Below are 16,896 nucleotides of genomic sequence, written 5' to 3'. Positions count from 1 at the left end.
TTAGGGTGACCGTGTGGGCACGACCAGCAACGGCATCCTGAAGACACTCGCGGATCTCCTGCGCCGAGCAGTGGGCTCCCCCCGGGCGTCGCGGACCTCTCCCGGTCCGCGGCGCCCGGACGCGCGTCTGCGGACGGCCGAGGAGCGCGAGCGGCGGTCGGCATCGGATGCCGGCGTCGAGCCGGGACGCGCCCGCGGCACCGAGACCGTGCGGCTCGACGCCGGGCGCATGCCGGCCGTCCGTGTGTCCTACGCGCCGCAGCGGGACGGGGCCCCGGATGCGGGCGAGGTCGTCTGGACCTGGGTGCCGTACGAGGAGAACGACGGCCGAGGCAAGGACCGACCGGTGCTGGTGATCGGGCGGCAGTCCTCCGAGCGGGTGTACGCGGTGCGGATGACCAGCCGGCCGCACGACGGCGACCGCGACTACCTCTCGATCGGGAGCGGGGAGTGGGACGGGCAGGGCCGCGAGTCCTGGGTCGACATCGAACAGCTCTACAGCGTCCACGAGCGTGGTCTCCGCCGGGAGGCAGCGGCCCTGGACCGTACCCGGTACGCCCGGGTCGCTGCGGCGCTCCAGCGGCGATACGGGTGGGCACAGAGCTGAGGCGGATGCCGCGTTCCCATCCGATGGGGGCAGGGCTCCGAACCTTCCTGTGAGTCGCCGCCGGCGGCACCCAAGGAGGAATCATGCGTTTCATCCCCACCAAGGTCCATGGAGTTCTCGACTACGTCGTCGGAATCGCTCTGATCGCCGCGCCCTGGCTCTTCGGCTTCGCCGGCATGGGCGGAGCCCCCGTCGTCATCCCGATCGTCCTCGGCGTCGGCCTCATCGTCTACAGCCTCTTCACGAAGTACGAGTGGGGTCCGTTCGGTCTGATCCCCATGCCCGTGCACCTCGTCTTCGACATCGTCGCGAGCCTCTTCCTCGCCCTGTCGCCGTGGCTGTTCGGCTTCGCGGGCGAGGCGCTGAACGTCTGGCTCCCGCACGTCGTCGTCGGTGCCGCCGTCATCGTCGTCGTGCTGTTCTCCCAGCCGCAGCCGCAGAGCACCCGCGGACGCACCGCGACTGCCTGACGCCGGACACGACGAGGGGCGACCGGATGCCGATCCGGTCGCCCCTCGTCGTCGCGAGGACTACTCCTCGTCGTCGGCCTCGGCCTGATGCTCCTGCTGCTGCTCGGTGTCGACCTGGGCGGGAGGCAGATCCTGCAGGAACTGGCGGTCGCTGTTCGGGTCGCCGCTCCCGTCGCCGGCGAGCGGATCCTGCGCGCTGACGTCGTCGGCGGGGATGTTCTCTCGTCCGTTCATGTCCGGTCCTCTCACGCGGGGCGCCGGGTGCGCCCGTTCATCGGCGAGTCTGCCTGCCGTCCGCGAAGGACGGGATCCCCTGGTGCGATCCGGCGCGTGGTGATAGGCGGCTCAGCCCCGGAGAGCGGCGCTGAGCCAGCGGGCGTACTGGTGCCAGGGGTCGCCGTCCTGCTGCAAGCGGGCGATGTGAGCGCGGATCTCGGGCGTCAGGGTGAACCACTCGCCGCCTTCGCGCGCGGAGGCGAACTCGCGGTGACGCTGCTGTTCGCGCACCCGGTCGCCCCGTTCGAAGGCGAGGAGCTCGTCATGACGGATGCTCGCGAGTCTGCGCCGTGGCTGCCTGCTCGTGCCAATCTTCACCCTGCGGTCGTACCGGAGGTAGTACACGACGTCGATCCGCGGGAACGGCAGGTCGGGGTCGGGGGAGTCCCCATAGCGCCAGCCGCAGAGCGCGCAATGCCAGGCATCGTCCGTCCGCAGCCCGGTGAGACCGCCGCAGAGCGGGCAGGGTCCGGGGAGAAGGCGGGGTTTCGGCACCGGTGCAGCTTACGTCCGCCCTCGGACATCGGCCGTACCTGCCAGTACCCGGCGCTTCTGTCAACCACTGCCGTGGGGCGTCGTCGCTTGCCAGACTCGGCCTATGGTCTTCATCGGATTCCACGCCTCCCATGAGCAGATCCCGCCCAGCGCCTTGCTCGACGCGGTCGTCAGCGCGGAGTGGGCCGGCTTCGACGGGGCGATGTGCTCCGATCACCTGGCCCCGTGGCTGCCCGAGCAGGGGGAGTCGGGATTCGCGTTCAGCTGGATCGCCGCGGCGCTGGCCCGCACCCGCTTCCCGATCGGCATGGTCAACGCGCCGGGACAGCGATACCACCCGGCGGTCGTCGCACAGGCCTTCGGGACGCTGGAGGAGATGTTCCCCGGACGGTTCTGGGCCGCGCTCGGCAGCGGGGAAGCCATGAACGAGCACGTGACCGGCGACGTCTGGCCCGCCAAGGACGTCCGGAACGCGCGGTTGCGCGAGAGCGTGGACGTGATCCGCCGGCTGCTGGCCGGAGAGGAGGTCGACCATGACGGTCTCGTGCGCGTGCACCGCGCGCGGATCTGGACCCGACCGGCGCAGCCGCCACCCCTCTTCGCCACCGCCGTCAGCCCGGAGACCGCGGAGTGGGCGGCCGGGTGGGCGGACGGGCTCGCGACCGTCGCCCAGGAGCCGTCCGCGCTCCGGAGGGTGGTCGAGGCCTACCGCTCCGCCGGGGGACAGGGGCCGTGCATCCTGCAAACGCACGTGAGCTGGGGTGCCGACGATGCCGAGGCGTACGCGACCGCGAAGGAGCAGTGGCGGCAGGGAGTCGTCACCCCGCCGCTCGCGTGGAACATCGAGCAGCCGGAGGACTTCGACGCCGCGGTGGGCGAGGTCGACGAAGCGGGGCTGCGCAAGGCGGTCCTCGTCGATCATGACGCCCGTTCCCTCGCGGGACGACTGGCGGAGCTCGTCGGCATCGGCTTCGACCGGATCTACCTGCACCACGTGGGCCGCGAGCAGACCGGGTTCCTGAAGGCGGCCGCCTCCGAGATCCTGCCCGCCCTGAGGGAGCGCACATGAAGATCACCGACACGAGCGACCTCTGGTGGAAGACGGCCGTCGTCTACTGCCTCGACGTGGAGACCTTCCTGGACGCGGACGGCGACGGCGTCGGCGACCTCCGCGGCCTCGCGCAGCGGATCGACTACCTGTCGCAGCTCGGTGTGACGTGCCTGTGGCTCATGCCGTTCTATCCCTCGCCCGACCTCGACGACGGCTACGACGTCAGCGACTTCTACGGCGTGGACCCTCGTCTGGGCACCCACGGCGACCTCGTGGAGGTGATCCGCACCGCCCGCGACCGCGGCATCCGCGTGATCGTCGACCTCGTCGTCAACCACACCTCCGACCGTCACCCGTGGTTCCGCGCGGCGCTCCGCAGCGTCGACTCGCCCTATCGCGACTACTACGTGTGGCGGGACGATGCACCGCCGAAGGGCGAGAAGAACACGGTGTTCCCCGGGCAGGCCGACGGGATCTGGACGAAGGACGACAAGTCGGGGCAGTGGTACCAGCACAGCTTCTACGAGCACCAGCCCGACCTCAACATCGCCAACCCCGTGGTCCGAGATGAGATCGCGAAGGTGATCGGGTTCTGGCTGCAGCTCGGCATCTCGGGGTTCCGGGTCGATGCGGTGCCGTTCCTCCTCGAGGTCCCGAAGACGTCCGACCTCCCCGACCCGCACGAGCTGCTGCGCGACATGCGGCGCTTCCTGCAGCGGCGGTCCAGTGAGGCGATCCTGCTGGGCGAGGTCAACCTGCCGTACGAGGAGCAGCGGGCGTACTTCGGGGGTGCGCACGGCGATGAGCTGACCATGCAGTTCGACTTCGTGGCGATGCAGGCGCTCTATCTGTCGCTCGCCCGCCGCGATCCCGCGCCACTCGTTGAGGCGCTCACGGCCCGCCCGGTCCTCGGGCCCGAGGTGCAATGGGCGAACTTCCTCCGGAACCACGACGAGCTCACCCTCGACAAGCTGAGCGACGCCGAGCGCGAGGAGGTCTTCGAGGCCTTCGCTCCGGACGAGCGGCAGCGGGTGTTCGGGCGCGGGGTCACCCGGCGCCTCCCGCCGATGCTGGAAGGCGATCCCCGGAGGATCCGGATGGCCTACAGCCTGCTCTTCACCCTCCCCGGAACCCCGGTGCTGTTCTACGGCGAGGAGATCGGGATGGGCGAGAACATCGCCATCGAGGGGCGGCAGGCCGTGCGCACCCCGATGCAGTGGTCGGCGGATCGCAACGGCGGCTTCTCCGACGCGCGCCCCTCCCGGCTGGTCGCGCCGGTGCCGACGGACGGGTACGCGCCCACGCACGTGAACGCCGCCGCGCAGCTCGAGGACCGGGGATCGTTGCTGCACTTCATCCGCGACCTGACCGCGCGCTACCGGGTGTCGCCCGAGCTCGGGTGGGGGATGTTCCGCGTCATCGACCAGCCGCAGGACGCCCTGCTGGTGCACTCCCTGGAGGCGGATGTCGGGCGCACGATCGCCGTCCACAACTTCGCGGAACGGCCGGCGACGACGCGGTTCCGACTGGGGGAGGAGCCCGCGGGCACGACCCTGGTCGACCTCCTCGACGCGCGGCGCGTGCCCCTCGACGACGACGGCGGGGTGGAGCTGGAGCTTCCCGCGTACGGCTATCGGTGGCTGCGGGTCTCGCGACCGGGGGACGGCAGGGTCCTGTGACCGGTGGAAACACCGAAGGCCCCGGATGATCGGGGCCTTCGGAGGGATTCTGTGGGCGATACCGGACTCGAACCGATGACCTCTTCCGTGTGAAGGAAGCGCGCTACCAACTGCGCCAATCGCCCATACCCGCGGGGTACGTCAACCGATACTACCCGACCCGCGAGTGCCCCGATGACCAGTCGGGGAGACACGCGCGAGATTCGCCACGGGTTTGGCGGAGCGCGGATCATCGGCTAATGTTTCATAAGTGCCCGGGACAACCGGGAACGAAATGCGGATGTAGCGCAGTTGGTAGCGCACAACCTTGCCAAGGTTGGGGTCGCGAGTTCGAGTCTCGTCATCCGCTCGAGTGCAGTAGATCTTCTCGAAGATCGGCGGCACGTGGGGTCAATCCACACGGTGGCGTGGCCGAGCGGCTAGGCACCGGCCTGCAAAGCCGTTTACACGGGTTCGAATCCCGTCGCCACCTCACGGGAAAACTGAATAGCCCCAACGGGCGCGATTGGCGCAGCGGTAGCGCGCTTCCCTGACACGGAAGAGGTCACTGGTTCGATCCCAGTATCGCGCACCACGAAACCCCCGGTTTTCCGGGGGTTTTTTGTTGCCCTGGCACCCGCGGGCAACATCTGGGCAACATGATCCGGCAATAGTGCGGCCCGAAAACTTCTTGGTTACAACTGTGTCTCGACGGCGGAGACAGACGATGCTCCGCCGAGACAGGGGCAGACCATGAAGAACGAAGCACCGACCGTTGCTCACGGTCCGAGCGGTGAGACAGCCGAGTACGTGTTCGTGACACCGGAGCTTGCGGTGAGCTGGCTCGCGTTGAACATCGACAACAACCGCAACGTTCGCAAGAGCCGCATCAACGGCTACGTACGGGACATCCAGAGTGACCGATGGGTTATCACCGGGGAAGCGATCAAGTTTGACGCCTCAGGGCGGCTGGTGGACGGCCAGAACCGGTGTCAGGCGATCGTCGCAGCGGGTAAGGGGGCATGGGTGCTCGTGGTGCGGGGTATCAGCGAGGATGCCCTCGTCGTGCTGGACTCTGGTTCGTCGCGGAACGCGGGGGATATGCTCGTCATCACGGGCCTTGCAGATCGAGCGGATGCGAAGGATGTGGGGGCGATTGCTCGTCTCTACTCGGCCTATCAGGCCGGCGACGTGAAGCACGCAGCATCCAATCTGGGAGGCAGTACGGGCATCACCAAGTCGGAGCTCGCGGAAGCCGTGCTCGCGATCCCGGATATCGAGTTCGCCGCCCGTCACGCACGCGGCATGTACCGCTACCTCCGCTTGCCCGTCAGCGCCCTCGGAGTCGCGTTCCTCGAGTTCTCCAAGCTCGACGTCGACGACACGGCTGAGTTCTTTAACCGCATCCGAGACGGTATCCAGAACGGCCCTGGAGACCCGTTCCTGACACTCTCGCGGCGGGTTTCCAACGATCTGCAAGCTGGTGCGTCGCGTCGTATCGTCCCGGGTCAAGCGCTCTTCTACCTCTTCCGCACTTGGAACGCCTTCCGGGAGGGGGAATCGCTCGTGAAGCTACAGATAGGTTCGCCCCAAGCTGGCTTCACGCCGATCCCGGTGCCAAAGTGAACTGGGAACGTTCATGGCGGCACGCTTGCTCGCTCAGCATCGACTACAGAAGAGAGTGATCGTGAAGACGTACGAAGTCACTGCGGAGCGCGAGGGAAAGTTTTGGTTCGTCCGCATCCCCGAGCTGGACGGGGTGACACAGGCCCGCACCGACGCAGAGATCTCGTTGATGGCACGGGACTACATCGCCGTAACGCTGGCTATTCCCGCTGACTCGTTCGACCTCGAGGTCACCCTGCTTCCAGGGAACGGGGATCGGAACTAGACCAAGTAGCTCCGATCCCCACCTTCCAGTATCCATGGATCACCATGAACAACAGCACACTCAAATACGGGGCCGGCGTCTTCGCCCTCGCCTCCGCCACCTGGTCATTCGCCAGCGGCAACTTCTGGCCCGGACTGCTCGCGGTCATCGCGGCCGGACTCGTTGTCATCTCGATCATTCGCGAACGGGAAGACTGATGGAGCGGTACCTGTCACGCGCCGAGTTCGCCGAACGCATCGGGGTGCTCACCGGCACCCTCTCCCGCTACAAGCTCCCCAAACCAGACGCCATGATCGGGAGCACGCGCGGGTGGACAGCCGAGACGATCGACGCGTGGAACGCTGCGCGGCCAGGCAAGCACCCGAGCTCACCACAAGGGAACTCCTAGAACTGGTAGTTCATTTCACGCACGCCGGATAGCTCGCTGCTGACAACATTTATGCTCGCTGACCCCTCGCACCTTTCGAGCCACAAGAGCAACATGGCCATTGTCGACGACTCATGCACGTCCACCGAGGCCGCACTTGCGGTCGCACCTTGATTCCAAGTCCAAATCGCAAAACTATCCGGCATCGCCAAGACGACGTTGGCAGCGCCCCCCACTGCGCGGACTTTTGCTTCAACACCGCCAACCAGATCCTCCGGAAGCGTCACGACGATCGGAGCAACCCCTCGGCTGTCTCGCACTGGCAGGATGTCGCCCTGTGCACGCTGTCGTGCGAGCGTCTTCATCACACGCATGATGGCCAGATCCCGCGCTTCAAGTTCGTTCACCCTGTCATCCTCCCCCGGTAGCGTAGATATACCTGCTATGCACACGCTCATAGGCTTTGTCGTAGCTCTCTTGAACATCTACCTGGGACCTCAACGGCTGAAGATCCACGCGGTCGTTCGGCCGATGGTGTCCCGTTGGATGCTCATGTAGGTGACCGTGCTTCGTGCAGACCGAGTACCTCTCGGACCATTCCCCATCGCGGTCTCGAGCCATCCATGCGATGAAGAAGAGCACCAAGCGGCCCTCATGAAATCCGAGCTTTACGATGATCTGATGCTCCTCGCCGAGGTAGATCTCGGACACGTCTATGTCACAGAGGTCATCAGGGGGCGGCTCGAACAACTCTCGTTTCTCGAGAGCCTCCTTTGCGGCACGTCGAGCCATGCGATCGTTCTCGATCCGATTGTCTCGACTCGGCATGGCGCTGATCATAGCCGGTAAACGGTCCCGTGAAGAGCATTCACTCGTAGCAGCGGTGGACGTGCCATCCGTCCTCGCCCTTGTAGACGTCGAACACGAACGACCTGCCATCTTCGTCTGTTCCTTGGAACCGCCATCCGTAGAGGCCGTGATGTGGTTCGTCTAGGGGAACGGTCCAGCTCGAGTGTCGTAGGCGTGTGGGGTTGTCGGTGACGCGCCATCGACGGCCTGCGTAGATCATCCGAGCGGGGATGTCGTTGACCATCCATAGGGTGACTACATGTTCGATCGTTGGCGTGCTCATGGGTTAAGACTGTAGAACACTTGTTCGAGTGTTGCTAGCCTGATTCATCTCGGCCGGAGGAAGGATGATCCGGCATGCAATCACGAGGTCTGTCCCCCACAACCAAGCTCAGTATCGAGTTGGATGCGATCTGTTCACGCAACAGGTACACGACTGACCCGGCACCCGTGTTGGATGAGCTCAGGGCGACCGCGGGTGACCGTACGGATGTGCTCGCTGAGGCTGTGGGCACATGGGTTGGATACTTCGAGGGAAGGTATACAGTCACGCTCTGCACGGCCCTGAGAACACTCCCAGGGCTCGACCCGTGGATCGCGTTGGGGAAGCATCGTCGGTCACTCCCAGACCCGTCCACGCCCGAATTGTTGGGGAACGGTCAGGCTGCTGCGCTACCGCTATACATCAGCGTCGAGTGAGAAGAGATGATCCCCCCCCCCGCGGCGGGCGGGAAGGGGATCAACCGAGCGAGCTGCGCCGCAAGATGGGCGCGCGCTCCCCTCCCCGGTGCCGCCTATTCTGCCCCGAGGTCGGCCAGGGCGGAAGCATCGATCTCCACGGGGGCGTCAACGACCTCGTCCACGAGGGTGATACCGCCGGAGGAGCTAGCTTCCATCATGAGCGCCTGAACCCACTTCGCGTTGAGCTGCGGGTTCTCCGGCGTATCGAACGTGAAACGCAGGGGGATGGACGGGTGAAGCCAGATCGTGGAGCGACCGGGAGCATCGCCCTCTGGGTGCTTCCAGGAAAGGGTGAAGCTCTCGTTGCGGCGCAGCTTGGTCGCGATCGCAACCTTGAGGTGCGCAAGAGCTCGGTCTTCGATGTGGATCTCGCTGCTGTCGCCGTACTGGATCGTTCCCATGGGTTCACCCTACGGGGCAACGGTCTACGCATGTTGGTCTCACACATGAGGCAGATGCGCAATGCCGCATAACGCGGGGCGAGTCGTGCGTAGTCTGAGCGGAGCACACGCGTGCGTGTCCCGATGAGCCGGCTACAAACGATGCACAAGATTGTCATGACCCCCACCACACGAATCAGCATCGACGGAGAGACGTTCATCTTGGCGGAAGACTGCGACGTCGGTGATCTGATGGGCCGCATCGAGTCGGCCTCGCACGGGGAGTCCGGGTTCGTGACTTTCGCTTCACGGTTCGAGACGCTGAGCGTGCTCGTCACCCGTTATACGAGAGTCGTGGTCAGTGTCGAGCACTCTGTTGGGGAGGCGCCTGGTTCTGAGACCGGTGCCGCTCAGGACTGGTACGACGACTATCCGGGAGACAACTGGGTCTGATCTCGCCGTTATCTCTTGCCATTCTGCGGGGGGAGGTAGACGAAAGTGGGGTGACCGTCCGTGCTGTTAGGTGGGATTGTGGGTATGACCACGAGCGATAGGAACCCGTGATGGGCAAGTTCATCTACGACGGCGGACCGAAGACTGAGATCGAGGACCGTGCGCTCACACACCTCCAGCTCGTCATCACCGCGAAACTCCGACGTGGTGAGCCGTTTGCGTTCACCTGGAAGGACGATTCGAGCATCGGGGGCGGCCGCACGACCGTGTGGGTTCACGCTGGTTCGTCTCTTGTTTTCAAGTACGCGGGCAGCCGTCAGCCTGCAATCAACCGCGCATGGGTTGACGCTCTTGCCTTCACCGCCAACGCTCCCACCGGCTTGTACCTCGTACCGGAGCCCGCAAACACAGGAGCGGTCGAGCACTTGCCGGGTGTGGTCTAGGCCGCTCGTTAGTAGTTCTCTAATGGCAGGACGTCTCTCCGTGCGGCTATCCAATTGATAGAGCCACACGGAGAGACGTCACCTCAGGCGGTAGTGCCGTCGACGATGATGCCGCGCGCGGTGAGCGCAGTAATTAGCGACGCCAGGGCTGCGTTTCCACCGCGCGATCCGGCGACGGTCGGCGTTGCGACCGTATCTAGGTCGAGGCGGGAGGAGGCCGTATCGGCCAAGCTGCGGGCGCCCAGAGAGTTTTCTCGGTAGGTGTTCCCGACGAGCATGACTCGGGTGATGGCAGCCGAACTAGTCGTCTGGAAACCGTACCTCTGGCTCACGCCCTCCGACGTGTTCCCGAGATAACGGATGTTCGTTGAAGCTAGCTGCGGGTTGATGATGCAGCCGGCGTAGCTTCCCGCGTTGCCCGTCCCGTTGTCGCGGATCGTGCAGCCGATGATGGCGAGGTCATCGACGCCAGAGCGCACATGGAAACCGTGCTGACTGTTGCCCTCGATCGTCACGCCCTGGAACTTGATGCCTCGTGAGATCGCGGTCCAGTCAATGAAGACGCCGGGGCCTATGTTGTTTCGGATGACTCCGCCGGTCATGGTGAAGTCTCGCGCCGCGCGGAGGTTGAGCCCGCCGCCGAAGTTGACGCTGTCCACCCCGTTCCCCTCGATGGTGCAGCCCATCAGATCGATCCCGCCCTGATTCACCGTGGGCGTGTATGCGAACGCGACGAGGAAACCGAAGTGCCCGTTGCCGGAGAAGGTGCACGAGACGAACTTGATGTTCTCGCACACCACGCTGCCGGTGTTAGGTTCGATGTCGACGCCAGCTCGCGGGTTGGTTCCCGACGTCGTGCGGAACGTGCATCCGATCGCGGTCAGCCCCGAAACGTGGCTCACCGACATGCCCTGCCTGTTGTTGCCGTAGGAGTGCACGTTGATGAGCGTGATGTTCTTCGACGCCCCGCCTTGGTGGCCGATGTAGATGCCGTCGCCGTTGCAGTTGAACACCTCGACGTCGCGCAGGGTGATGCGCTGAGCGTTCGGTGCGATGTAGAAGCCATGCTGGTGTTCCGACGAAGCAAACAATGCGCGTTGCCCGTCGACGCGCAGCCCATCGATCGTCACATCTGCGACACCGGCGAGCACGAAGGCGCTCGAAGCCAGCGCGGCCGACTTCCGTACCGTCGCACGGTTGCCGTACACGCGGGTGCCAGTCGGCACCGTGATTGCGGCGCCAAGCAGAAGCGTGGTTCCTGCCTCGAGCGTCACGGAAGCCCCGAACGTGGCGGCCTTGTTGAGTAGTGCTTGGAGCGTCGGGGCGTCATCTGCTGCACCGTCTCCGACAATGCCGTGCGCCGAGGCATGAAGCGTTGTCGCGTACCGGTCATCCGCCGCCGCCTGCGAGGCAGATGGGGTGGTGGAGGACAGGAACCCGGCGACCGCCTGGTCGTTCTCATCAGAGAGGACCGCCGCATCCAACACAGGGTGCGGAAGACGGTAGTCCGCAGTATCAACAGAAACAAGACGATTGGTCATAGGGGTCATTCCTTCGAGTAGGGGAGCGGTGTTAACGCAGTTGGCCCCGTACTGCGTGAAGCAATACGGGGCCAAGGGGGGGTGTGTGGGTCAGGTTTTTCAGAGCGTGTCAGGAACCGAATCGTCCACTTCACGCACCATCGTGGTAGCCATCAGGATCTCGTTCTCACCGAGGACCGTAACCACGGAGTTGCCGACTACGGTCCAGCCGTCGCCCTCGTTTCTGATGAAGTTCTCGTCGTGGATCCACGCGAGTTCGCTGTAGGTGAAACTCTGAGGGGAATCGGGCACCTGGAGCCCTGTACGCCAGTAGAAGATCTTCACTCGTTGCATTGGTTTCTCTTTCTTTCGGATGGTTCGTTCCGGCCGGTCACGCCGCTCGGTACAGCTTCCCGTTTGCCGGATCGACGAGAACCGCTTTCGCCCCAGATGGTGCGCCGGTCGGCAACGTGTCCAGGATGATCGTTGGTGCCGAGATGCGCGCCTGAGCTGTCGTGACTGACACTGCCGCTCCCGTCGCCCGCAGCCATGCGGTGAGGGTGTTCACAGAGATGTCGGCGGACCCACCGGGCAGCAGGCCGATACTCGAGGTGCCACCCGTCAGACCGACCGCGACCTTCGCGCCGTTCGACAAGACCAGTTCGCCATCCTCCAACCACGCAGATCCCACCGTCACCCGGTTGGGCTCGACCGTGACGTTGCCTGCGGTGACCTTCCCGCCACCGGTGAGATTCACGTTTCCCTGTTGCGTCGTGTTGCCGGTCTGATTCACATTCCCGGTGATCGTCCCTGGCCCTTCAAGCCGCCACGGACCCGTCCATCGATACTGCCCATTGCCGATCAACTGGCCCACGATTTGCAGCGTCCCGTCGGAGTCGATCAGTAGTAGTCCGCCGATGAAACGGACGCGACCGTTCGTAACCGACGACGCCTCAAGAGGGTTCGCGGAAGCCAGAATCCTCACCATTTCTTTCAGGGCACGGATCTCCGCATAGACGTCCGAGAGGTCATTAGCCATAGTGTGTGTTCCTTTCGCGCGTACCGCACATTCGTAAGTCGGGGGTCAGCCCTTCAGCGCTTCATTGATCGCCGCCGCCGACTTGCGAGCCAGATGCGACTCATTCATCCCTGGCAGTGCGTAGATGTTCTGGGTGTTGTTGAACGGAGCCGGTGCTACCTGCGCTTGCGGCTGCTGGTAACCAATCCGGTCGCCAGGGGCCTGCCACGAGCCGGTGCGCAGCGAGGCGCGGTAAGCCTCGATCCCTGCGTGACCACCAGCAGCATCTACCTCGGCTGCTGTGATGACATGCTCACCGGGGGCGAGCATGCGCAGCTCCGAATCGACTCCCTTCGGCCCGCGGCCGACCACGGGACCACCCGTCGCCTGACCCGGAGGCTTGAGAACGGTGCCCACCCCGACGGTCGAAACAGGGATGTTGAAGTGTGTCCTGACAGCCTCGTTGAGACGGCCCAGCAGCGAATCCAGCCGCGCGTTCGCATCGGCGGTCTGAAGGAGCACCCGGATCGTCCGGTCTGGTGGCATTCCGAGAAACGTGTCCCGCAGATGCGCGGCCTCCTCCTCGCTTGCCCCCATCTGGATCGCCGCCTCGTACAGCTTCTGTCTCTGCGCTTCCAGAGTCTCCGTGAAGGCTGCCGTGTCACCATCAAGCTCGAGTTGTGCGGCAGCCGCGTCCGACGCATCCTGCGACAAGCTCACGAGCATCTCTTTGTTGGCAGCGCCCGCGGCGGTCGTGATGTCCAGCCCGCGACCGAATCCTTCCACCCCATCGTTGATGTTGCGGATCTGCTCGTCCACATCACGCAACGTGTTCTGATAGTCGATGTTCGCGGTCACCGCGTCACGGTTCTTGCCGTTGGCCTCATCGATGGACGAGATGAGCGCAGAGAACTCGTCATTCAGAGCGCCAACCGCGTCCGACTCGGCCAAGTAGGCTTCCGCGGCGGTCTGCGTGACCTTCACGCCCTCCTCCGTCGCGAAAGCGAGGAGTTCAGTCATGTCGATCTGGCCGTCTTTGGTGGTGACATCCCTACCCTGAGCATCAGCGAGCTTCACGAGCTCATCGCGGTACGGCTTCATCGCGTTGAGGAGATCGACCTGCTCCGACTTCGACAGGCCCATCTCCTCCGAGAGCATCCGGAATGAGCGGGCCGCAGCGGGCGCATCGGTTTCCGCAAGCTTCGCCATCTCCTCACCCATCGTGGTGAGCACTGCGGAGAGCTGACTCGTCTCCCCACGCAGACCCCGGAGGAAGTCGTTGTGGGCGATGATGTCCAGGTTCTCGCGGAATTTCTCAGCCGAAGACACGGCCTCATCGAGCCGAGACAGAAACGGCACCGCCGAGTCCCCCGCCTCGAACAACTCCGCCGACGACTTCGCGTTCTTGAGAACGTTCTGGAACACCTCCGTGGAAGTACGAAGCTTCTCCTGAGCGACCGACAACCCCACGACCGCCGCCGTAGCTGCGACCATCGCGATGCCATAGGGGCCAGTCAGGAACTGCCACATCGACAGCAGGGCAGCCTTCGACGATGCCCCAGTGATCTTGAGCGTCTCCAGAGCAACCTTCATTTCTGCGATCTTCGGAACGGCGAGTAGCGCGCCACCCCCGAGAAGAGCCACCACACCCACCGTCCCAGTCAGAGCAGCAATGACGCCCTGCACAGGATCAGGAAGATCGGACAAGAACCCCGAGAAGCCCGCCACAGCATCCGCAGCATCCGAGATGGCGGGAAGGAAGACCTCGCCGAACTCGATAGCCACATCCCGCACAGCGTTACCAGCGACGGTGATCTTCGCCTCAGTGGTCTCATACCTCTTTGCCGCCTCGTCGGCGAGAGCGGTGTTCTCCTCCCACGCCGCCGACCCCAATTGGAGTGAGTTGCGGAGAAGGTCACCGGAGTTGGCCATACCAAGCAGAGCCTGAGATACGCGGATGTCGGTCTGGCCAAGGTTGGAGAGCGTCTGAAAGACGTCGCCACCCTCGGCGTTGATCCGGCCCAGTCCCTCGACGAACGTCGCGATAGCCTCGGCTGGGGCTTCCTTGAACGCCGCCTGGAATTCCGAAGAGGACATGCCCGCGACCTTCGCGAACTCGTCCAGCTTCTCCCCACCGTTCGACACCGACAGGGCGATGTCGGTCATGATCCGCGAGATCGCCGAACCACCGGCCTCAGCCTCGATACCCACAGACGCGAGAGCATTCGCGAACCCGAGAACCTGAGCCTCGGTCAGCCCAACAACCCTTCCCGCGCCAGCAATACGCTGAGCCATCTGGATGATGTCGCGCTCCGTCGAAGCGCCGTCATTGCCGAGCGCGACGAGCGCCGCACCGAGGTTGTCGACATCTTCAGGGGTGGTCTGCATCACGTTCATGAGCTGCGCGATCGACGTGGCAGCCTCATCGGCCGTCAGGTTCGTCGTCTCCGACAGGTCGATCATCGTCTTCGTGAAGTCGACAACATCCTCACGAGCCACACCGAGCTGACCGGCCGCCTCAGCCACGGCCGCGATCTCCTGGTGCGTCGCCGGAAGCGTCTGCGCCAGAGAGCGAAGCCCGTCCTCGAGCTCCGCCATCTGCTGCTCGTTGCCATCGACCGTCTTGGTGACACCAGCCCAGGCCGTCTCCCAGTCGATAGCAGCCTTCACAGAGAGCGCGGCGATTGCAGTCAGCGCCGTACCGGTGAGAACGAGGCCCTGACCGACGCGCTCAAACGCTTCCTTCTTCTGCGCCAGCTTCTCCGCCTCAGTGCCGACAGTGCGGGTAGCGCGTGCAGCTTCCAGCATTCCCTTCTCGTAGTCAGACACCTGCGCGGCCAGGCGCACCTTCACAACGCGTTCGGACACGAAGCACCTCCAAAGTCGCGGGCGATCCGCTCGTTGTACGTAGTTGCAGTCACGATCTGTGCCCTCCTTCAAGCCCCGTACGGGTCATTGCCGAACAAGTCATTGACGAACTCGCGCATCTCGCGATCCGCCCGATTGTTGTACTTCTCAACCGTTCTGCCCTCCCGCGGCGCACGTGGCCCTGCCGGCTTCACCGAACGCGCCAACCGTTCGGCCTGCAACACCAACGTCGCCTCATCAGTAGCCGTCAATAGGACCTCGCGGTCCTCATCCGAAAGCCCGAAACGAGCGGCAACGGACACGCGCAACGACTCAAGCCGGGTATCCGCAACCTCCTTCTCCATCTCGGCGATCCTCCGACTGAGGAGATCAGCCCGTTCAGCCGACGCCTTCACCTCGTCGTAATCCGCCGGCTTAAGGCGGGGTCCCGCGTCACGCAAAGCGCGCGTCACCTCCCGGTCGACCTGCTCCTGATTCAGCTTCCGAGGCGCAATCCGCGACGCCACATCCGCTGGAGTCGGCGCCATGGCCGCCTCGTTCTGATCCAGTTCATTAGTCACATCAATCTCCTTCAAAGAGGATTCGTGGAAAAAAAGTCGGGGAGGGAAGACGGCAAGCCCCGGAGACCCGCCAGGGGTGGCGCAAGGGGTGGCCTTCCCCTGGGTACGCGAGAGGGCTCCACGCGTGTGCGTAGAGCCCTCTTCGTTCGCGTGCTTACATGTATGCGACGGCGCAGTTGAAGCTGTTCTCGTGCAGCGCAGTGAGCTTCTGGATGTCGCCGACGAGCTGCGCGACGGTTGGATTCTCGTTGGCGAAGGCGCGGCGTGCGTCCTCCCACCGCTCCTCGACCGCTCGACGGAAGACTGCGTGCGCGAGTGTCTTGTCGTTGGTGCGGAGCGCGCGTGCCATGACGGTTGCTGCCTTCTCGGGGCTCGTGATGTTCTCGGCTCGGTCCTGCGCGTCACGGAAAGCCATGATGTTGTCGCTCGTGTAGCCGACGTATCCGTCCAGTCGCCGTTCGATCTCAGAGATCTTGTTCTTGATGATCTCCTTCTCGGTCGCGATAGCGGTCTTGCGCTGTGCTGCACGGTCGCTCTCGAGGGAGTCGATGCGTTCCTTCTTGCCCTGGTCGCTGAGGCCGGGGTCGTTGTTGATGCTCTGGATGGCTCGGCTGTGCTCCTTGCTTGAGGCCTTGCTGGAGTCGCGGAGTTCCTTGATGCGGGTGGCAACTTCGACGAGGTGCTCGCTGTCGGTCTCACGGATGGTGACGCCTTCGCCGTCGCGCAGTGTGATGTTCATGATTCTCCTTTTGGTTAGTTGTTGTCGTGGTCGGGGCAGTGGTTGCGCCACCGTCCGCTTGAGAGGGTCGAGGCCCATCCGTCTTGGTGGGCTTCGCTGATGAGTTCGTAGTGTGCGAGCCGTTCGGTGCTGGCAAATACGGCGTCGCATCCGGTTTCGTCGCAGAGGACTGCTGCCCGGATGGTCACTGCGTCTCTTTTGGGGCGTAGAGGCCTGGTGCGACCTTCCGCATGTCCTCGGGTGTGTACAGTCCCGGTTCGGTCTTGTTGAGGCCGGCTGGATCTCTGAGCCCGGTTGTGGGGGTGTCCTCATTGGTGTTCATTGGTTTCTCCTTTCGAAGCGCGGTGGTCCAGTCGCGCGCTGGCTGTCGATGCCCGGAAGCCTCGAGCTGGCGGTAGTACTGAGAGAGTTCACGAGCGAAAGCAATGGGGTCGTCCCACGCCTCGCTCAGTGCTCGAAAGTTGAGTGGCTTCGGGGCTGCTGCGCCCATCAGTCGCTCCTCTCGTTGAG

The 16,896-nt window shown here is 64.3% G+C and carries 21 protein-coding genes and 4 tRNA genes; 12 read left to right on the top strand and 13 right to left on the bottom strand.

Annotated elements, in window-relative coordinates; translation table 11 throughout:
• Window positions 1–13: 13 nt before the first annotated feature.
• Both ACFU8V_RS11190 and ACFU8V_RS11185 read left to right on the top strand, forming a co-directional pair.
• Complete coding sequence (locus ACFU8V_RS11190) at window positions 14–607, top strand: type II toxin-antitoxin system PemK/MazF family toxin (protein WP_025103551.1); 594 nt, start codon at window positions 14–16, stop codon at window positions 605–607.
• Window positions 608–690: 83 nt separating this feature from the next.
• On the top strand, window positions 691–1,077 hold the full coding sequence (locus ACFU8V_RS11185) for an SPW repeat protein (protein ID WP_303709152.1): 387 nt from the start codon (window positions 691–693) through the stop codon (window positions 1,075–1,077).
• Window positions 1,078–1,137: 60 nt separating this feature from the next.
• Here ACFU8V_RS11185 and ACFU8V_RS11180 read toward each other — a convergent pair whose 3' ends face one another.
• Together ACFU8V_RS11180 and ACFU8V_RS11175 are read right to left on the bottom strand one after the other, a co-directional pair.
• On the bottom strand, window positions 1,138–1,311 hold the full coding sequence (locus ACFU8V_RS11180; protein WP_153244978.1) for a hypothetical protein: 174 nt from the start codon (window positions 1,309–1,311) through the stop codon (window positions 1,138–1,140).
• A 111-nt stretch (window positions 1,312–1,422) separates the two neighbouring features.
• The gene (locus tag ACFU8V_RS11175; protein WP_126893134.1) at window positions 1,423–1,848 is read right to left on the bottom strand and encodes a GIY-YIG nuclease family protein; all 426 of its coding nucleotides are present in this window, start codon (window positions 1,846–1,848) and stop codon (window positions 1,423–1,425) included.
• A gap of 103 nt (window positions 1,849–1,951) precedes the next feature.
• On the opposite strand from ACFU8V_RS11175, the gene ACFU8V_RS11170 reads away from it, so the two are divergent.
• Window positions 1,952–2,917, top strand: a complete 966-nt coding sequence (locus ACFU8V_RS11170) for a TIGR03885 family FMN-dependent LLM class oxidoreductase (protein ID WP_378871104.1) — start codon at window positions 1,952–1,954, stop codon at window positions 2,915–2,917.
• Window positions 2,914–4,578, top strand: coding sequence for an alpha-amylase family protein (locus tag ACFU8V_RS11165; RefSeq protein WP_126893136.1), 1,665 nt, complete (start codon window positions 2,914–2,916; stop codon window positions 4,576–4,578). Before ACFU8V_RS11170 ends, ACFU8V_RS11165 begins: the two co-directional genes overlap by 4 nt.
• Before the next feature lie 52 nt (window positions 4,579–4,630).
• Here ACFU8V_RS11165 and ACFU8V_RS11160 read toward each other — a convergent pair.
• Window positions 4,631–4,703 (bottom strand) — tRNA-Val (locus tag ACFU8V_RS11160).
• A gap of 151 nt (window positions 4,704–4,854) precedes the next feature.
• Here ACFU8V_RS11160 and ACFU8V_RS11155 point away from each other — a divergent pair.
• The 6 genes from ACFU8V_RS11155 to ACFU8V_RS11130 all read left to right on the top strand — a co-directional run bounded on the left by ACFU8V_RS11155 (window position 4,855) and on the right by ACFU8V_RS11130 (window position 6,645).
• Window positions 4,855–4,927, top strand: a tRNA-Gly gene (locus ACFU8V_RS11155).
• A gap of 52 nt (window positions 4,928–4,979) precedes the next feature.
• Window positions 4,980–5,050: transfer RNA gene (locus ACFU8V_RS11150), tRNA-Cys, on the top strand.
• A gap of 27 nt (window positions 5,051–5,077) precedes the next feature.
• Window positions 5,078–5,152: transfer RNA gene (locus tag ACFU8V_RS11145), tRNA-Val, on the top strand.
• Window positions 5,153–5,310: 158 nt separating this feature from the next.
• Complete coding sequence (locus ACFU8V_RS11140) at window positions 5,311–6,183, top strand: hypothetical protein (protein ID WP_378871101.1); 873 nt, start codon at window positions 5,311–5,313, stop codon at window positions 6,181–6,183.
• Between the two features lie 61 nt (window positions 6,184–6,244).
• Window positions 6,245–6,448, top strand: coding sequence for a hypothetical protein (locus ACFU8V_RS11135; protein ID WP_378871099.1), 204 nt, complete (start codon window positions 6,245–6,247; stop codon window positions 6,446–6,448).
• 44 nt (window positions 6,449–6,492) lie between these two features.
• Window positions 6,493–6,645 (top strand): hypothetical protein, encoded by a 153-nt coding sequence (locus tag ACFU8V_RS11130; protein ID WP_378871096.1) that lies wholly within the window; start codon window positions 6,493–6,495, stop codon window positions 6,643–6,645.
• A 187-nt stretch (window positions 6,646–6,832) separates the two neighbouring features.
• Here the strand turns inward: ACFU8V_RS11130 and ACFU8V_RS11125 are convergent, their stop codons facing one another.
• The 3 genes from ACFU8V_RS11125 to ACFU8V_RS11115 all read right to left on the bottom strand — a co-directional run bounded on the left by ACFU8V_RS11125 (window position 6,833) and on the right by ACFU8V_RS11115 (window position 8,806).
• Complete coding sequence (locus tag ACFU8V_RS11125; protein WP_378871093.1) at window positions 6,833–7,222, bottom strand: hypothetical protein; 390 nt, start codon at window positions 7,220–7,222, stop codon at window positions 6,833–6,835.
• 4 nt (window positions 7,223–7,226) lie between these two features.
• The gene (locus ACFU8V_RS11120) at window positions 7,227–7,607 is read right to left on the bottom strand and encodes a hypothetical protein (protein ID WP_378871090.1); all 381 of its coding nucleotides are present in this window, start codon (window positions 7,605–7,607) and stop codon (window positions 7,227–7,229) included.
• Window positions 7,608–8,458: 851 nt separating this feature from the next.
• A complete protein-coding gene (locus ACFU8V_RS11115; RefSeq protein ID WP_144881139.1) occupies window positions 8,459–8,806 on the bottom strand; it encodes a hypothetical protein in 348 nt (115 codons plus the stop codon).
• A gap of 156 nt (window positions 8,807–8,962) precedes the next feature.
• On the opposite strand from ACFU8V_RS11115, the gene ACFU8V_RS11110 reads away from it, so the two are divergent.
• Window positions 8,963–9,238, top strand: coding sequence for a hypothetical protein (locus ACFU8V_RS11110; RefSeq protein WP_144881138.1), 276 nt, complete (start codon window positions 8,963–8,965; stop codon window positions 9,236–9,238).
• A gap of 110 nt (window positions 9,239–9,348) precedes the next feature.
• Complete coding sequence (locus ACFU8V_RS11105) at window positions 9,349–9,681, top strand: ATP-dependent DNA ligase (RefSeq protein ID WP_378871086.1); 333 nt, start codon at window positions 9,349–9,351, stop codon at window positions 9,679–9,681.
• An 83-nt stretch (window positions 9,682–9,764) separates the two neighbouring features.
• Here the strand turns inward: ACFU8V_RS11105 and ACFU8V_RS11100 are convergent, their stop codons facing one another.
• The 7 genes from ACFU8V_RS11100 to ACFU8V_RS11070 form a co-directional block, all read right to left on the bottom strand.
• Window positions 9,765–11,222, bottom strand: coding sequence for a right-handed parallel beta-helix repeat-containing protein (locus tag ACFU8V_RS11100; RefSeq protein WP_378871083.1), 1,458 nt, complete (start codon window positions 11,220–11,222; stop codon window positions 9,765–9,767).
• 99 nt (window positions 11,223–11,321) lie between these two features.
• The gene (locus tag ACFU8V_RS11095) at window positions 11,322–11,555 is read right to left on the bottom strand and encodes a hypothetical protein (RefSeq protein ID WP_378871080.1); all 234 of its coding nucleotides are present in this window, start codon (window positions 11,553–11,555) and stop codon (window positions 11,322–11,324) included.
• Window positions 11,556–11,592: 37 nt separating this feature from the next.
• Window positions 11,593–12,240: a hypothetical protein gene (locus ACFU8V_RS11090; protein WP_378871077.1), complete on the bottom strand. Its 648-nt coding sequence runs from the start codon at window positions 12,238–12,240 to the stop codon at window positions 11,593–11,595.
• A gap of 45 nt (window positions 12,241–12,285) precedes the next feature.
• A complete protein-coding gene (locus ACFU8V_RS11085) occupies window positions 12,286–15,087 on the bottom strand; it encodes a phage tail tape measure protein (RefSeq protein ID WP_378871074.1) in 2,802 nt (933 codons plus the stop codon).
• 68 nt (window positions 15,088–15,155) lie between these two features.
• Window positions 15,156–15,647: a hypothetical protein gene (locus ACFU8V_RS11080; RefSeq protein ID WP_378871071.1), complete on the bottom strand. Its 492-nt coding sequence runs from the start codon at window positions 15,645–15,647 to the stop codon at window positions 15,156–15,158.
• A gap of 154 nt (window positions 15,648–15,801) precedes the next feature.
• Entirely contained in the window at window positions 15,802–16,386 is a 585-nt protein-coding gene (locus ACFU8V_RS11075) for a hypothetical protein (protein ID WP_378871068.1), read from the bottom strand.
• 184 nt (window positions 16,387–16,570) lie between these two features.
• On the bottom strand, window positions 16,571–16,876 hold the full coding sequence (locus ACFU8V_RS11070; RefSeq protein ID WP_378871065.1) for a hypothetical protein: 306 nt from the start codon (window positions 16,874–16,876) through the stop codon (window positions 16,571–16,573).
• Window positions 16,877–16,896 lie beyond the last annotated feature (20 nt).

This window comes from Microbacterium sp. NPDC057658 (assembly GCF_042799975.1).
Taxonomy (GTDB): domain Bacteria; phylum Actinomycetota; class Actinomycetes; order Actinomycetales; family Microbacteriaceae; genus Microbacterium.
This window is presented reverse-complemented; position numbering and strand designations above follow the sequence as displayed.

Coding starts and splice junctions, on each gene's coding strand:
- ACFU8V_RS11120 (WP_378871090.1), bottom strand. CDS start 7,607: ATGGCTCGACGTGCCGCAAAGGAGGCTCTCGAGAAACGAGAGTTGTTC.
- ACFU8V_RS11105 (WP_378871086.1), top strand. CDS start 9,349: ATGGGCAAGTTCATCTACGACGGCGGACCGAAGACTGAGATCGAGGAC.
- ACFU8V_RS11180 (WP_153244978.1), bottom strand. CDS start 1,311: ATGAACGGACGAGAGAACATCCCCGCCGACGACGTCAGCGCGCAGGAT.
- ACFU8V_RS11110 (WP_144881138.1), top strand. CDS start 8,963: ATGACCCCCACCACACGAATCAGCATCGACGGAGAGACGTTCATCTTG.
- ACFU8V_RS11095 (WP_378871080.1), bottom strand. CDS start 11,555: ATGCAACGAGTGAAGATCTTCTACTGGCGTACAGGGCTCCAGGTGCCC.
- ACFU8V_RS11140 (WP_378871101.1), top strand. CDS start 5,311: ATGAAGAACGAAGCACCGACCGTTGCTCACGGTCCGAGCGGTGAGACA.
- ACFU8V_RS11185 (WP_303709152.1), top strand. CDS start 691: ATGCGTTTCATCCCCACCAAGGTCCATGGAGTTCTCGACTACGTCGTC.
- ACFU8V_RS11070 (WP_378871065.1), bottom strand. CDS start 16,876: ATGGGCGCAGCAGCCCCGAAGCCACTCAACTTTCGAGCACTGAGCGAG.
- ACFU8V_RS11090 (WP_378871077.1), bottom strand. CDS start 12,240: ATGGCTAATGACCTCTCGGACGTCTATGCGGAGATCCGTGCCCTGAAA.
- ACFU8V_RS11075 (WP_378871068.1), bottom strand. CDS start 16,386: ATGAACATCACACTGCGCGACGGCGAAGGCGTCACCATCCGTGAGACC.
- ACFU8V_RS11100 (WP_378871083.1), bottom strand. CDS start 11,222: ATGACCAATCGTCTTGTTTCTGTTGATACTGCGGACTACCGTCTTCCG.
- ACFU8V_RS11165 (WP_126893136.1), top strand. CDS start 2,914: ATGAAGATCACCGACACGAGCGACCTCTGGTGGAAGACGGCCGTCGTC.
- ACFU8V_RS11115 (WP_144881139.1), bottom strand. CDS start 8,806: ATGGGAACGATCCAGTACGGCGACAGCAGCGAGATCCACATCGAAGAC.
- ACFU8V_RS11130 (WP_378871096.1), top strand. CDS start 6,493: ATGAACAACAGCACACTCAAATACGGGGCCGGCGTCTTCGCCCTCGCC.
- ACFU8V_RS11170 (WP_378871104.1), top strand. CDS start 1,952: ATGGTCTTCATCGGATTCCACGCCTCCCATGAGCAGATCCCGCCCAGC.